General features: G+C 66.8%; 12 protein-coding genes. 6 read left to right on the forward strand and 6 right to left on the reverse strand.

The window, feature by feature from the left end; translation table 11 throughout:
- Positions 1-128: 128 nt before the first annotated feature.
- On the reverse strand, positions 129-2,369 hold the full coding sequence (locus HCU76_RS03845; RefSeq protein WP_218508527.1) for a beta-propeller fold lactonase family protein: 2,241 nt from the start codon (positions 2,367-2,369) through the stop codon (positions 129-131).
- Positions 2,370-2,664: 295 nt separating this feature from the next.
- On the opposite strand from HCU76_RS03845, the gene HCU76_RS03850 reads away from it, so the two are divergent.
- The gene (locus HCU76_RS03850) at positions 2,665-2,973 is read left to right on the forward strand and encodes a hypothetical protein (RefSeq protein WP_213956525.1); all 309 of its coding nucleotides are present in this window, start codon (positions 2,665-2,667) and stop codon (positions 2,971-2,973) included.
- Positions 2,974-2,991: 18 nt separating this feature from the next.
- On the opposite strand, the gene HCU76_RS03855 is transcribed toward HCU76_RS03850, so the two are convergent.
- Together HCU76_RS03855 and HCU76_RS03860 are read right to left on the reverse strand one after the other, a co-directional pair.
- On the reverse strand, positions 2,992-3,750 hold the full coding sequence (locus HCU76_RS03855; protein ID WP_213956524.1) for a slipin family protein: 759 nt from the start codon (positions 3,748-3,750) through the stop codon (positions 2,992-2,994).
- Positions 3,747-5,153 carry a nodulation protein NfeD gene (locus HCU76_RS03860; RefSeq protein ID WP_218508528.1) on the reverse strand — a complete coding sequence of 469 codons (1,407 nt, stop codon included), beginning with the start codon at positions 5,151-5,153 and terminating at the stop codon, positions 3,747-3,749. Before HCU76_RS03860 ends, HCU76_RS03855 begins: the two co-directional genes overlap by 4 nt.
- A gap of 351 nt (positions 5,154-5,504) precedes the next feature.
- Here HCU76_RS03860 and HCU76_RS03865 point away from each other — a divergent pair, with 351 nt between their 5' ends.
- From HCU76_RS03865 to HCU76_RS03880, 4 genes are read left to right on the forward strand one after another with little or no spacing between them, the layout of a single operon-like run.
- On the forward strand, positions 5,505-6,629 hold the full coding sequence (locus HCU76_RS03865; protein WP_213956522.1) for a sugar ABC transporter substrate-binding protein: 1,125 nt from the start codon (positions 5,505-5,507) through the stop codon (positions 6,627-6,629).
- A 12-nt stretch (positions 6,630-6,641) separates the two neighbouring features.
- Positions 6,642-8,165 (forward strand): sugar ABC transporter ATP-binding protein, encoded by a 1,524-nt coding sequence (locus HCU76_RS03870; protein WP_213956521.1) that lies wholly within the window; start codon positions 6,642-6,644, stop codon positions 8,163-8,165.
- Entirely contained in the window at positions 8,165-9,166 is a 1,002-nt protein-coding gene (locus tag HCU76_RS03875; protein WP_213956520.1) for an ABC transporter permease, read from the forward strand. The genes HCU76_RS03870 and HCU76_RS03875 overlap by 1 nt, the downstream gene beginning before the upstream one ends.
- Entirely contained in the window at positions 9,163-10,131 is a 969-nt protein-coding gene (locus HCU76_RS03880) for an ABC transporter permease (protein WP_213956519.1), read from the forward strand. The genes HCU76_RS03875 and HCU76_RS03880 overlap by 4 nt, the downstream gene beginning before the upstream one ends.
- A 10-nt stretch (positions 10,132-10,141) precedes the next feature.
- Here the strand turns inward: HCU76_RS03880 and HCU76_RS03885 are convergent, their stop codons facing one another.
- Positions 10,142-10,699 carry a DedA family protein gene (locus HCU76_RS03885; protein WP_218508529.1) on the reverse strand — a complete coding sequence of 186 codons (558 nt, stop codon included), beginning with the start codon at positions 10,697-10,699 and terminating at the stop codon, positions 10,142-10,144.
- A 177-nt stretch (positions 10,700-10,876) separates the two neighbouring features.
- Here HCU76_RS03885 and HCU76_RS03890 point away from each other — a divergent pair, with 177 nt between their 5' ends.
- Positions 10,877-11,746, forward strand: a complete 870-nt coding sequence (locus tag HCU76_RS03890) for a methyltransferase, TIGR04325 family (RefSeq protein WP_218508530.1) — start codon at positions 10,877-10,879, stop codon at positions 11,744-11,746.
- Positions 11,747-11,759: 13 nt separating this feature from the next.
- On the opposite strand, the gene chrA is transcribed toward HCU76_RS03890, so the two are convergent.
- Positions 11,760-13,139 (reverse strand): chromate efflux transporter, encoded by a 1,380-nt coding sequence (gene chrA / locus HCU76_RS03895; protein ID WP_218508531.1) that lies wholly within the window; start codon positions 13,137-13,139, stop codon positions 11,760-11,762.
- 81 nt (positions 13,140-13,220) lie between these two features.
- The gene (locus HCU76_RS03900) at positions 13,221-14,471 is read right to left on the reverse strand and encodes an NRAMP family divalent metal transporter (protein WP_256353980.1); all 1,251 of its coding nucleotides are present in this window, start codon (positions 14,469-14,471) and stop codon (positions 13,221-13,223) included.
- Between the last annotated feature and the right edge of the window lie 82 nt (positions 14,472-14,553).

A 14,553-nucleotide genomic window follows, 5' to 3' on the forward strand; every position in this document is an offset into this window, starting at 1 on the left:
AAGCGCCCCCCGGCATCCCTGCCCTGCCCTGCGTCGGCCCCAACGCAAACGGTGCGGGAAAGCCCGAAGGCTCGCCCGCACCGTCAAGTGCAATCCACCGGCTGCCCCGCAAGGCAGCCGTTTTTGCGTCAGAGGCCCAGGGCCATCGAGGTGACTGCCGGCGTGGCCAACGTGGACACGGAGGTCAGCGCGCCGTTTGCACCGACCGAGTAGGTCGTGACACCCGTTGCCGTGGCGGCAAACAGGAACTTGCCCGACGGATCGATGCTGACGCGCAACACCGGGCCGCTCAGCGCCGTCGTGTCGCCCAACGCGGCCAAGGCGCCGGTGCTGGTGTTGACCGAGTAGCGACGCACAGCGCCGTTGGTCATCGCAACGTAGGCGAACTTGCCTGCCGGATGCGCCACCAGCGAGGTCGCCATCTTGCCGCCGATGCCCACCGTGGACACGGACGCCAACGAACCATTGGCCTGGATCTTGAAGGCCTGGATCGAGCTGGATGCGATGTTGCCCAGGCTGCCGACGCCAGTGACCGAGTTGAAGTCGATATCGCCGATGAGTGCGAAGACGAAGGTTCCGGTCGGGTCGGCGGTCAGCGCCGTCACGAAGTCACCCCCAGCCACCGAAGCGATCGAGGTCAGCGTGTCGGCCTTGTAGGTCGTGATGCGCGAGCCGGTGGCACCCGACAGCGAGCCGAAGTTGCCCACGTACACGAAACGGCCCGACGGCTCTGCTGCCAGTGCCAGCGGGGCCAGGCCCGTAGACACCTTGACAGCCGTACCGAGCGCGCCTGTGCTGCTGCCGACCGGGAACACGTTCAGCGTGCCGTTCGATGGGAAGCCTTCGAACGTATTCAGCGCAAAGACGTAGCGGCTCTTGGAATCGAGCGCCAGCACGGTCGCCACGTTGCCGGAGTTCACCTTGAACGTCGGTGCCATCGCCGAGACGGCGCCGGTGTTGGCGATGTTGTACTGGTCGATGCCGCTGAACGTGGAGACATAGCCGTGCGTGCCGGTCGCGTCCACGGCGATCGAGAGCGGACCGTTGTCGGTGTTGGCCGCGCCGTTGACGACAGCAGTGAGTTGCCCCGTGACGCCGATGGCGTAGGGCACGACCTTGTTCGCGCCAGTCGTCAGGTACGCATAGCGCGCCTTCTGGCTCGTGCAGGCCACGTTGACGTCCGTCACATCGGCGCTGCCGATGTTGGCCGCACCATTCGTGACGACGCAGTTCTGCGTGACCAGCGTCGGCTGCGTCTTGACCGTCACTGCGTAACCCGTGCCGCTGGCCACCGAGGTGGCGAAGCTGAACGTGCCGTTGGCCGCGATCGTCAGTTCGTCAACACCGTTGTTGAGCAGCTTGAGGCCCACGCCGTCCAGGCCGGACACGGTGCCCTTGACCTTGAAGCTGTTGGCCGCGCAGTTCACGACGACATTGCTGACAGCGCTGTCGACGATGGTGCCGGTGGCGTTGGTGACCGTGCAGGCCTGGCTCGTGCCCGTCGCCGGCGCCACCGCAGATACGGTGTAGGTCGCGTTGCTTGCGACCTTTGCGGGGAACGTGAACGCGCCGTTGGCATTGACGGTGATGGCATCGCCGCCGTTGTTCTTCAGTACCAGGCCGGTGCCTTGCAGGCCCGCCACGGTGCCGCTGACGCTGTAGCTGTTGGTCGAGCAGATCACGGCGACGTCGCTGATCGCCACGTCGCTGACCGTGCCGGTGCCGTTGTTGACCGAACAGGTCTGGAGCGGGTTGGACGGCTGCGTCTTGACGGTGACCGCGTAGTTTGCGCCGCTGGCGATCTCGCCGAAGTCGACCAGGCCGCTTGCTGCGACGGGGATGTCGTCGCCCGCATTGTTCTGCAGCACCAGGCCGCTGCCTTCGAGGCCGGTCACGGAGCCGCTCACATTGAAGCTGGAGGTGGAGCAGACGACGGCGACGTCGACGACGTCGTCCTTGCCGATGGTGCCGCTGCCGCCATTGACCGTGCAGAGTTGCGCCGGGTTGGCGGGCTGCGACTTGACGGTCACGTTGTAGCTGAGGCCTTCAGGCAGGGCCAGGGCGACGGTGATGCTGCCGTTTTCAGACACGGCGAGTTCGTCGGAACCGTTCTGGAGCACCAGGCCGCTGCCGGCCAGGCCGGTGACGGAACCGGTGACCTTGTGCGTCGTGATGGTGGTCGTGTCGGTCGGGGGCGTCGTCGTGTCGGTCGGGGGGGCGGTCGTGTCGGTCGGCTTCGACGTGCTCGACGGGGTGCCGAAGCTCAACGGGAAGCCACCGCTTCCTCCGCCACCACCGCCGCAAGCGGCGAGCGACAGGACCAGCGCACTGGCTGCCCACGGCGCAATGGCGCGACGGACGCGGCTCATGCGCGAAGGGGTGTTGGATGAACATCCAGCGTCGGCGGTGCCGGCTGGGGCGGATGCACGGAGGAGTGATAAAGTAAGCATGGGTCACAATCGTAACCACTAAGTAACATTATTGTTTCTCGGAGATACACTTTCGTTGTAGGAGAGATACAACTAAAGTCACACTTCGCGGGTGCCTACAGCGCGAAACGGGCTTCGCCGTAGAAGCCTTGGAGCCTCGGCGTACATACCGGGGGCTTAAAAAATCGGAGGCTGATGCCATGGGGTTCAGCGTGGCCCCGTCGAAAGGCCCGATATGAATCCGCTCCTGAAACTCCAGCTCGATGTCGCCTTCGCGGAACGCGCGGCGCGGTATGTGACCTATGCCTATGCCCAGGAGCGCCTGGCGCGCGCCTTCGCGGCGGAGTTGAGCGGCTATGGCGACGGACCGTCGGAGGCCGAGTTCGAACAGCTCGCCACGGCGCTCACGTATTCGCACAACGCCGACGTTGCCTACCTGGCCTTGCTCGGCCAGGCAGCGCGGGAATTGATCGAGCACGTCAAGGCCCCACCGGCGGAGCGCATCACCAACCGGCGCGGCTGGTTCCTGACCCGATACGGCTGACGTTCGGGCTGAAGGCGGCTACTTCCGCTTCAGGGCCTCGATCAGCGGGGCGACGATGTCCATCGGCAGCGGGAACACGATGGTCGAGTTCTTGTCGGCGGCGATCACGGTCAGCGTCTCGAGGTACCGAAGCTGGATGGCTTGCGGCTGCTTCGCCAGGATTTCCGCGGCCTGCGCGAGCTTTTCGGAGGCCTGCAACTCGCCCTCCGCATGGATCACCTTGGCGCGCCGCTCGCGTTCCGCCTCCGCCTGGCGGGCGATGGCACGGATCATCGTGTCGTTGAGGTCGACGTGCTTGATCTCGACGTTGGTCACCTTGATGCCCCAGGCGTCGGTCTGGCTGTCGAGGATCTTCTGCAGGTCGAGGTTCAGGCGCTCGCGCTCCGACAGCATCTCGTCGAGCGTGTGCTTGCCGAGCACGGCGCGCAGCGTGGTCTGCGCCAGTTGACTGGTGGCGGCCAGGAAGTTCTCGACCTGGATCACCGCCTTTTCCGGGTCGACCACGCGGAAGTACAGCACCGCGTTGACCTTGAGCGTGACGTTGTCGCGCGAGATCACGTCCTGCGACGGCACGTCGAGCACGACGATGCGCAGGTCGATGCGCACCATCTGCTGCACGCCGGGAATGAGGAGCACCAGCCCCGGTCCCTTGACGCGCCAGAAGCGCCCCAGCTGGAACACCACCCCGCGCTGGTATTCGCGCAGGATGCGCAGCGAACTGGCCGCGACCAGGGCCAGCAAGACCAGCACGGCCGGCAATACGAAGAGTGAAATCATGCGGGGCTCGCTTCCGTCGATGAACTGCCAGGAGGAACAGGCCCGACCTGCAGCGTGAGGCCCTCGGCGCGCGAGACACGCACCTGCTGGCCCGGTCGCAAGGGCTGCGTCGCGGTGATGCGCCAGCGTTCGCCGTCCACCAGCGCCCAGCCCTCGCCGCCGCCGAATTCGAGCACCTCGGCCGTGGCGCCGACCATGCGCTGCAGGCCGGCGCGCGCCGGTCGCGCACGCGCCTTGACGGCCATGCGCGCCACGCCGATCACGAAGGCGGCCGAGATCAGCGTCAACACCGCGATCAGCGAGAGCGGAATGCCGAAGCCGGGCACGTCGCTGTCGATCAGCAGCAGCGCGCCGAATGCGAATGCCGTCACGCCGCCAAGCCCGAGCGCGCCGTAGCTCGGCACGAAAGCCTCCGCGGCGAAGAAGGCCAGTCCCAGCAGGATCAGGCCGACACCCGCGTAGTTGATGGGCATCATCTGCAGCGCCCACAACGCCAGCAGCAACGCGACGCCGCCGATCACGCCGGGCGCGATGAAGCCCGGGTTCATGAACTCGAACAGCAGACCGTAGATGCCGATCATCATGAGGATCAGCGCCAGGCCCGGATCGCTGATCACCCCGAGCAGCCGCGCGCGCCACTCGGCTTCGATCCTGACGACGGTGGCGCCCGCCGTGGCCAGCTTCACCGCCACTGCGCCGGGGCTGCCGGGCGTCAACTCTCGGCCGTCCAGTTGGCGCAGCAGGTCGGCGGTGTCCGTGGCGACCAGATCGATGACCTTCCGCGCGAGCGCTTCGTTGGCCGCCAGGCTCACAGACTCGCGCACCGCCTGCTCGGCCCAGGCGGCGTTGCGACCGCGCAATTGCGCCAGGCTGCGCAGATAGGCGCTCGCGTCGTTGACGCGCTTCGCGGCCATGGTGTCGTCGTGCTCGGCAGGTGCGGAGGCGGCGCCCGTCGGCGGGGCTGCCGGCGCCCTGCCCCCGCCCGTGCCGGGCATGCCGATCTCCACCGGCGTCGCCGCACCCAGGTTGGTGGCCGGCGCCATTGCGGCGACATGGCAGGCATAGAGCAGATAGGTGCCGGCGCTGGCCGCCCGCGCACCCGAGGGCGCCACATAGCCGGCCACGGGAACCGGCGAGGCGAGGATGTCCTGCACGATGTCGCGCATGGCGTTGTCGAGGCCGCCGGGCGTGTCCATCTCCAGCACGACAAGCTGCGCATGCTCTTGCGCGGCGCGCTGCAGCGAACGCTTGACCTCGGCCGCCGTCGCCGGGCCGATGCCACCCTGGATGCGAACGAGGAACACGGGCGGCACGGCGGCCTGCACAGCGCCGCCGGCAGTTGGCTGCAAGGCAACGGCCAGCAGCAGCGCCAGTACGCACAGCCAGTGGCGGCGCATCGTCATGGCGGACTCCGGTGCGGGCTGAAAACAGGGTTGGCGAACAGGCAGAAACGGCTCGGCATTTCGCGCTCCACGTGAGGTATTGCGCTCCCTGGAACAGGGTACACCTGCGCGCCGCGGCGCGCATCGGGCGAGGCCTCTTGAGTCGATGTGGGGCTCTCGCGGCCCACGCGCAAGCGAAGGCACGCAGGGTATACCCGCAACCCACACCAAACCCGATTTGTATGATGATCCTGCAACTTTGTTAACTGACTGACGGGGCCCGAGCGAGGGGCAGAGTCCCGGCAGCGTGGTCAGGCCCCTCGGCGTGCGCAGCCCTTGCGTCGCGCCGCATCCCACCGAGGAGACAAGGAAATGAGCCATCGCGTTCGTGTTGCCGCTGCCGTCGCAGCGCTCGTGGCGTCTGCCGCAGTGAATGCCGCGGGGCCGGCCGTGGTCAACGGGCCGGGCGAGAACCCCGGCTGCTTCAAGCCCTGGGATGCCAGCACCAAGTACTTCCAGTGGCCGGCCAAGAAGGGGCCGTATCGCGTCGCGCTGGCCAACGGGTTCGTGGGCAACACCTGGCGCATCCAGATGATCAAGATGGCCAAGGCCTATGCGGCCACGCCGGAAATGAAGGAGAACCTCAAGGAGTTCAAGATCGTCTCGACCGGCACCGACGTGGCGGCGCAGATCGCGGCCATCGACAACTTCATCAACTCTGGCTATGACGCGATCGTCACCATCGCGGTGAATCCGACGGCGTTCGCGCCGGTCATCAAGCGTGCCAACGCGGCCGGCGTGGTGGTGGTGCCCTTCGACAACGTGCTCGACAGCACCGAGGTGATGATGGTCAACGAAGACCAGACCGCGATGGGCACGCAATCCGGCGAATGGCTGGTGAAGAACATCCCCAGCAAGAGCGGCAAGCTGCTCGAGGTGCGCGGCGTGCCCGGCAACTCGGTGGACCGCGACCGGCACCTGGGCTTCCGCAAGGTGGTCGAGGCACCGGGCAACAAGTTCGAAGTCGTCGAGGTGGTCGGCAACTGGGACGACGGCACGGCGCAGAAGGCGGTGGCCGATGCGGTCGCCGTGCACAAGAACTTCGACGGCATGTTCACGCAGGGCGGCTCGACGGGCTCGGTGCGCGCGCTGATCGACGCCAAGCACAAGATGATCCCGGTGGCCGGCGAAGCGGAGAACGGCTTCCGCAAGCTGTGTGCCGAACGGGCCAAGGACGGGCTGGTGTGCACCTCGCTCGGGCAGTCGCCGGGGCTGGTGGCGATCTCGATGAAGGCGGCCGTGGCCGCGCTGCAGGGCAAGGTGATGCCGCAGTTGATCTCCGTGCCGATCCCGACGGCAACGCACCCGAACTTCAAGGCCGGCGAGAACTACTTCCCCGACCTGACGGACAACTTCTTCACCACCAACGACTTCCCGCCGTGCGGCGTGAACCTGAAGGCCACCGACATCATGTCGAAGGACGAGAAGAATAATTGACGGCAAAACAGATTGGATCCGATCCTCCAACTGGTCGACGTCTCGAAGCGCTATGGCGGCGTGCGCGCACTTGAACGCGCGCAGTTCGCCTGCGCGCCCGGGCGCATCCATGCACTGCTGGGCGAGAACGGCGCGGGCAAGTCGACGCTCATCAAGATGATGGCCGGCGTGGTGCAGCCCGACGAGGGGCGCATCGTGCTGCAGGGGACGGAGCGCCGCTTCGCACATCCGCAGGAGGCCGTGTCGGCGGGCATCGCGTGCATCTTCCAGGAGTTGTCGCTGATGCCGGACCTGAGCGTTGCGGACAACATCTGTATCACCAATCCGCCGCGCAAGTTCGGGCTGATCGACCGCAAGGCGCAGCGGCGCATCGCCGAGGCGGCACTGGCGCGCGCGGGCGCGGAAGGCATTCATCCGCTGGCGCCGGTGGGGAGCTTGTCGTTGTCGCGGCGGCAGATGGTGGAGATTGCGAAAGCCCTCGCCCGCGAGCCGCGCATATTGATCCTCGACGAGGCCACATCGGCATTGACCGCCGCCGACGTTGAGCGCGTCTACACGTTGCTCAAGCGGCTGCGCAACGAAGGCCTGGCGATCGTCTACATCTCGCATCGCATGAAGGAGATCGCGGACCTGGCCGATGACTGCTCGGTGTTCCGCAACGGGAAGCATGTGGCGACTTTCGCGGCCGGCACCCAGACCGATGCGCAGACGGTGGAGATGATGATCGGCCGCGACATCGAGCATGCATTTCCGCCCAAGCCCCCGCCGCGGCCGGCCGTGGAGACGGCCGCACCCTCGCTCGACGTGCGCGGCCTGTCATGGAACGGGCGGCTGCATGACATTGCGCTGAGCGCGCGGCCCGGCGAGATCGTCGGCCTCGGCGGCCTGGATGGGCAGGGCCAGCGCGAGTTCTTCCTCGCCCTGTTCGGCGTGCTGCGCGGCGTGGATGGCGAGGTGCGCCTCGACGGCGAACTGGTCGACGTGAAAAGCCCGCGCATGGCCAAGCGCAAGGACGTCGGCATCGCGCTGGTGCCGGAGGACCGCAAGACCGATGGGCTGATGCTGCCGATGTCGGTGCGCGACAACCTGAGCTTCGCGGCGCTGGAGCGCCTGAGCCGCGCGGGCGTTGTCATCGCATCGGAGGAAGAGCGCGCGACCAGCGAGATGGTGCGCAAGCTCTCGATCAAGGCGCCGGAGCTGGGTGATGCGGTCGGCACGCTGTCGGGCGGCAACCAGCAGAAGGTGGTGATCGCGAAGTGGCTGATGACCACGCCGCGCATCATCCTGCTGAGCGACCCGACGCGCGGCATCGACGTGGGCACCAAGCAGGAGATGTACGTGCTGCTGCGGCGCCTCGCGGACGAAGGCGCGGCGGTACTGCTCTACTCCACCGACTATGCGGAACTGATCGGCTGCTGCGACCGCGTGGCTGTGTTCTTCGACGGCCGCATCGTGCGCTGGCTGGCTGGCGCCGAGTTGACGGAGCACGCGCTGGTGTCCAGCGCGCTCAACCTCACGACGGAGGCCTTGCACTGATGGCGGCATCGACGACGCGGCAATCGGACTGGCGCTTCCACCTGCGCGAGCACTTCGGCGCCTATGCCGCGCTGGCGATGTTCATCGTGATCTTCGCGCTTTACATCACCAAGCACCAGACCGGCTGGACCGTGCCGGTGCTCACGACCGCGGCCAACAAGGGCGTGCTGCTGGCGGTCGTCGCGATGGCGCAGACGCTGCCGGTGCTGACCTCGGGCATCGACCTGTCGGTGGGCATGGTGTTCGTGCTGGCCAACTGCGTGGCCTCGCACCTGGTGGTGGGAACGCCCTTGCAGGCTGCGATGGGCGTGGTGGTGGTGCTCGGCGTGGGTGCGCTGTGCGGCTGGATCAACGGCGCGATCATCGTCTACGGGCGGCTGCAGCCGATCATCACGACGCTGGCGACCGGCACGATCTACTTCGGCATCGCGCTGGGCCTGCGGCCCGTGCCGGGCGGCGACGTTTATGCCGGCCTGGCGGACCCCTTGACGGGCGCCCTGCCCGGCGGCGTGCCGGCCATGCTCGTGGTGCTGCTGGCCGTGGTGCTGCTGGTCTGGGTGCCGTTCCGGCGCTCGGCGGTCGGGCGCGCGGCACTGGCCATCGGCTCGGCGGAAGGCGCGGCCTACATGTCGGGCGTGAACATCGGGCGCACCAAGCTCGTGACGTACACGCTGGCCGGCTTGCTCGCGGCCATCGGCGGGCTGCTGCTGACCTTCGTGACCTACTCGGGCGAGGCTTCGTCGGCCATCGGCGGCGTGTACACGCTGAACTCGATCGCGGCGGTGGTGATCGGCGGCACCTCGCTGGCGGGCGGCGCGGGCACGGCGATAGGGTCGGTGTTCGGTGCGCTGGTGCTGCGCACGATCGGCGACCTGCTCTTCGTGTTCGACCTGGAGCCTTTGTGGCAGCCGCTGTTCCAGGGCGTGATCCTGCTCACAGCCGTGAGCCTGGGCGCGCTGCAGTTGCTCAAGGTGAGCAACCGGCTGGACCTGTTCAAGTGAGCGAGCTTGCGATCCGCCTGAAGCGCTCCGGCCAGTTGCCGGTGCTTGCGGCTGCGGCCTGCACGGTGGGGCTGCTGCTGATCGGCAGCCTCTATTCGAAGAACTTCCTGTCGGCCGAATACCTGCTGCTGCAGTTGCAGATCGCGTCCTTCCTCGGCATCGTCGCGACGGGCGCGATGGTCGTGATCCTGCTCGGCGGCATCGATCTGTCGGTGCCGTGGATCGTGACGGTGGGCGGCGTGATGTCGGCGGCCGCGGCGGGCTGGTGGGGACAGACGGGCGAACTCATCGCCATCCCGTTCGGCATCGCCTGCGGCTGCGTGCTGGGCGCGATCAACGGCATCGGCGTGGCCTACCTGCGCGTGCCCTCGATGATCTTCACGCTCGGCATCAATGCGGTGGCGCAGGGGCTGATCGTGGTGCAGACCGGCGGCTTCGCGCCGCAGGACCGGTCCACGCCGGCCATGCACCTGATCGCCACCGGACGCTCGCTGCTCGGCATTCCCAACGCGCTGCTGGTGTGGCTGGTGGTCGGCGCCGCGACCATGTTCATGCTCCACCGCACCACGCTGGGCCGCGCGATCTACGCGGTGGGCAATCGCGAGCGGGCCGCGTACCTGTCGGGCATCAACACGCGCCTGGTCACGCTGCTGTGCTTCACGATTGCCGGCGCCTGCTCGGCGGCGGCGGGCGTGCTGCTCACCGGCTATTCGACCAAGGCCTACCAGGCGATGGGCGACGCCTACCTGCTGCCCGCCATCGCGGCGGTGGTGCTGGGCGGCACCAACATCCTGGGTGGGCGCGGGTCGTACCTCGGCACGGTCGTCGGGGTGATGCTCATCACGCTGCTGCAATCGATCCTGTCGGTGATGCAGATACCGGAGATGGGCCGGCAGGTGACCTACGGCGTGGTGATCATCGCGATGCTGCTGGTGTATGGCAGGGGGCAGCGGATGTCGCAATGACAGGCCGCCGCTAACCGCGTCGCGACCGCAGCCAGCGCACGACAAGGACCGCCGCCACGACCGCCGCGACCAACAGCAAGGCCAGCGCCTCATAGCGCCCCAGATCGGTGATCAGCCAGTTCAGCGCCTGCCCGAACATGTACCCGACGCCAGTGACCAGGGGCGCCCAGATCGCGGCGCCAAGCGCGTTGAGCAGCGCGAAACGCTTGGCGGACACCTCGCTCATGCCGATCGCGAACGGTCCGACCAGGCGCAGGCCGTACATGAAGCGCACACCGACGATCAGCCAGTTCTGATGTCGCCGGATCAGGCGTGCCACCGGCTCGGCACGCGCCGACATCGCCGGGAATTGGCGCAGTACCGCGCCGCCGTGTCGCCGGCCGACATGAAACAGCACCTGGTCGCCCAGCGTGCCGCCGCAGAAGGCAAGGGCCACCACCACCGGCCACGAGAGGTAGCCCTCATGCGCAGCCATGCCGGCCAGCAGCAACACTGTCTCGCCCTCGAGGAGGCTGCCGATGAAGACCGCCGTGTAGCCATAGTCGCTAACCAGTTGGGCAAGGTGCATGCCGCGAGTTCTCCAATATGAACAATGGAATGGCGCCGGGAGATTCTTCGCGATTCGCACCAGAAACTCAACGGCATAGTCAGTTTTGAGGTAGACATTCCGGTGCGGAAGTCTTAGGACGAATGACGCTTGTTGGCGAAGGTGGCATGGCTAACACTGGCCGCCAAGGTAGCCACTGTGACACTCACCACCCTCAGCCCCCTCCAGATCGTCCGCAATGCACTGGGAGACTCGCTCTTCCGGCCCACGCTCATGCGCCAGAGCCGCGAGCGCTTCCTTTCGCCGGAAGGCATGGGCAGTCATTTCGGCGTGTTCGAATCCTTCGGCGCCGCACGCGAGTGGCTGCCACCGAGCCCGGAGTTCGACCTGGACGAGCTCGCCGTCGAATACGTACGGGTCCGCATGAAGAAGGTCTATGCCTACGACTACCCGGTGATGTGGTGGCTCGAGCGCGCGATGCGCAACGGCTCGACGCGCATCCTCGATATCGGTGGCTCGGTGGGGGTGCACTACTACGCCTATCGCCGCCACATCGCGATGCCCGACGACCTGGCCTGGCACGTGGTGGAAGTGCCGTCCATCGCCGCCATCGGCGAGAGCATGGCCGCCCGCAAGGGCGCAAGGCCCCTCGCGTTCACGACGCAACTCCAAGCGGCGCTTGTCGCCAGCCGCGACGACGTGTGGCTGGCCGCCGGCGTGATCCAGTACCTCGACGAAGGACGGCCGGATCGGCTGCTGAAGTCGGGCACTACGCGGCCGACGCACCTGCTGCTCAACAAGGTGCCGCTCTACAACGGCGAGGACTTCGTCACCGCGCAGAACATCGGCGGCGGCGCCTTCGCGCCGGTGCAGGTCTACAACCGCGACAACTTCATCCAGGACATCGAAGCGATGGGCTACACGCTGATGGACGAATGGACCGTGGCCGATCGATCGATGAACCTGCCCGGCCACGCTGACCGGTCGTTCCCGAATTTCACGGGCCTGTACTTCGTCGCCTTTTCAGGCGCACAGCGGATCGAGCCGCCTGCCGCGCGGATTCAGTGAAGGCGACTTGCGATCAGCGCAAGTACGTCGCAGCCAGACCCACCGCCGCACATGCGCCGAGCAGCGGCATCACGCCGAGCTTGAAGCGAAACAACGCAACGATCGCCGCCACGGCAATGACGGCAGACAACCCGTCGAAGCGACCGCCGAAGCCCTCCGGCCACAGCACGTGGTACGCGAAGAACAAGGCCAGGTTGAGGATCACGCCAACCACCGCCGCGGTCACCGCCGACAGCGGCGCGGTGAATCCCAGCTTGCCATGCGTCGCCTCGACCAGCGGACCGCCCGCGAGGATGAAGATGAAGGAAGGCAGGAATGTGACGAAGGTGACGACTGTGGCCGCGAGCGCTCCACCGAGGAACAGCGACGACGGCCCCAGCACCTGCTCCGCCCAACCACCGACGAAGCCCACGAAGGCCACCACCATGATCAGCGGCCCGGGCGTGGTCTCGCCGAGCGCGAGGCCGTCGATCATCTGCGGCGCGGTGAGCCAGTGATGCTGCTCGACCGCGCCCTGGAACACATACGGCAGCACCGCATAGGCGCCGCCGAAGGTCAGCAGCGCGGCCTTGCTGAAAAACCAGCCCATCTGCGTCAGCGCGCCGTCCAGGCCATGGGTCGAAACCAGCGCGCCCATCGCCAGCGCCCAGGCGCCGATCCCGACAACCAGCAATCGCGCGAGGCGCTTGCGCGAAAAGCGCGCGTGCGCCGGCGTCGGCGTGTCGTCGTCGATCAGAGCCGCGCCATAGGTCGATGGCGCGCCACCATGTGCACCGCCGGGCGCGAATACCCCGGGCGCCCAGCGCGCGCCGAGCCAGCCGATCAGCGCGGCGGCGCCGACGATCGCCGGGAACGGCGCCCCGAAGACAAAGATGGCCACGAAGGCCAGCGCCGCAATGCCCCACATCCACCCGTTCTTCAGCGCGCGGGTGCCGATCCGGTGCGCCGCATGCAGCACCAGCGCCGTCACAGCAGGCTTGATGCCGTAGAAGATCCCTGCAACCACGGGCACGTTGCCGAAACGCATGTAGATCCACGAAAGCGCGACCAGGATGAACAGCGACGGCAAGACGAACAATGCGCCCGCGACGATGCCGCCCCGGGTGCGATGCATCAGCCAGCCTATGTAGGTGGCCAGTTGCTGGGCTTCAGGGCCCGGCAGCAGCATGCAGTAGTTCAGCGCGTGCAGAAAACGCTTTTCGCTGATCCAGCGGCGTCGCTCGACCAGCTCGGTGTGCATGATCGCGATCTGCCCGGCCGGGCCGCCGAAGCTGATGAAGCCGAGCTTGAGCCAGAAGCGCAATGCCTCGCCGAAGCTGATGGCGATCGGTACGGCAGGCGACGCGTTCGCGTCCGGTGTGGCGTGGACGTCGGCGTCAGGGGCTGAGTTCAAGTCGGGGTTTCAGGCGGGATCGGACCCGCACCATACAGGCTGCCCTGCCCCGCCGCAATCTCGGAGCCGGAAGGGTGAAGATCACCCCGGCGCGGCCACCATGGTCCAGAACATCGCCACCACCGCGATCGCCATCGCACCCGTGGCAACCCATCCGATGGCCTTGAGCCGCATCGGCGGCGTCAGCCTGCCCATGACATCGCGCCGCGAGGCCAGCAACATCATGACGACCATGATCGGCACCGAGATCACGCCGTTGATCACCGCGCTCCAGAACAGCGCCTTGATCGGGTCGATCGGCATGAAGTTGATGGCGACCCCGACCAGCGTAGAGATCGCGATGATTCCGTAGAAGCGCTTGGCGGCCATCGGCCGCATTTCGAGGCTGTTCTTCCAGCGGAAGGTGCCGGCCATTGCATAGGCTGCCGAACCCGCGAGCACCGGTACCGCCAGCAGCCCGGTTCCGATGATGCCCAGGCTGAACAGCAGGAAGGCGAATTCACCGGCAATGGGCCGCAGCGCGTCGGCCGCCTGCGCCGAGGTCTCGATCTGCGTCACGCCATTCGCATTGAGGGTGATGGCTGTCGTCAGGATGATGAAGAACGCAACCAGGTTGGAGAAGCCCATGCCGATGAAGGTATCGGACTTGATGCGGTTCAACACCTTGCGCGCATAGGCCATGGGCGCGCCCTTGAGCTTGCGTGCGCTGGCGTCGGCCTTCTGGTCTTCGACCTCCTGCGATGCCTGCCAGAAGAACAGGTAGGGACTGATCGTCGTACCGAAGATGGCAACGATCATGGTGATGGCGTCGGCGTTCAGGTTCAGGCTGGGAACGAAGGCGTGGACCAGCACCTGGCCCCAGGGAATCTTGATGACGAAGACGGTGGCGACATAGGCCAGCAAGGCCAGCGTGAGCCACTTGAGAATCTTGACGTAGCGCGAGTACGGGATGAAGACCTGCAGCACGATCGACAGCACGCCGAAGAACACCACGTACGCATGCCGCATGCCCCCCACGAGCAGCCGCGCCGCATCGGCCATCGCCGCAATGTCCGCCGCAATGTTGATCGCGTTGGCAATCACCAGGAGCAGGACCAGGCTGTAGAGCAGCCAGGCCGGATAGTGTCGGCGGATGTTGGTGGCAAGGCCGTGCCCAGTGACCTGGCCGATCCTCGCCGCGATCAACTGGATAGACACCATCAGCGGGTAGGTGAAGACGATGGTCCACAGGAGCCCCAGGCCGAACTTGGCGCCGGCCTGTGAATAGGTGGCGATGCCGCTGGGGTCGTCGTCGGCTGCGCCGGTGACGAGGCCGGGGCCGAGCTTCTTCAACCAGGAATCGTCGTCTGCATGCACTGTCGCTGCCGGTTGTGCCGCAGTTGCAAATACAGGTTGCCGGTCTGGAGCCACGGGT

The sequence above is a fragment of the Variovorax sp. dw_308 genome, assembly GCF_019207085.1.
GTDB lineage: Bacteria > Pseudomonadota > Gammaproteobacteria > Burkholderiales > Burkholderiaceae_C > Variovorax.

Bases quoted from the DNA above. Each gene is read 5' to 3' on its own strand.
- HCU76_RS03845 (WP_218508527.1), bottom strand. From the start codon at position 2,369: ATGAGCCGCGTCCGTCGCGCCATTGCGCCGTGGGCAGCCAGTGCGCTG.
- HCU76_RS03850 (WP_213956525.1), top strand. From the start codon at position 2,665: ATGAATCCGCTCCTGAAACTCCAGCTCGATGTCGCCTTCGCGGAACGC.
- HCU76_RS03855 (WP_213956524.1), bottom strand. From the start codon at position 3,750: ATGATTTCACTCTTCGTATTGCCGGCCGTGCTGGTCTTGCTGGCCCTG.
- HCU76_RS03860 (WP_218508528.1), bottom strand. From the start codon at position 5,153: ATGACGATGCGCCGCCACTGGCTGTGCGTACTGGCGCTGCTGCTGGCC.
- HCU76_RS03865 (WP_213956522.1), top strand. From the start codon at position 5,505: ATGAGCCATCGCGTTCGTGTTGCCGCTGCCGTCGCAGCGCTCGTGGCG.
- HCU76_RS03875 (WP_213956520.1), top strand. From the start codon at position 8,165: ATGGCGGCATCGACGACGCGGCAATCGGACTGGCGCTTCCACCTGCGC.
- HCU76_RS03885 (WP_218508529.1), bottom strand. From the start codon at position 10,699: ATGCACCTTGCCCAACTGGTTAGCGACTATGGCTACACGGCGGTCTTC.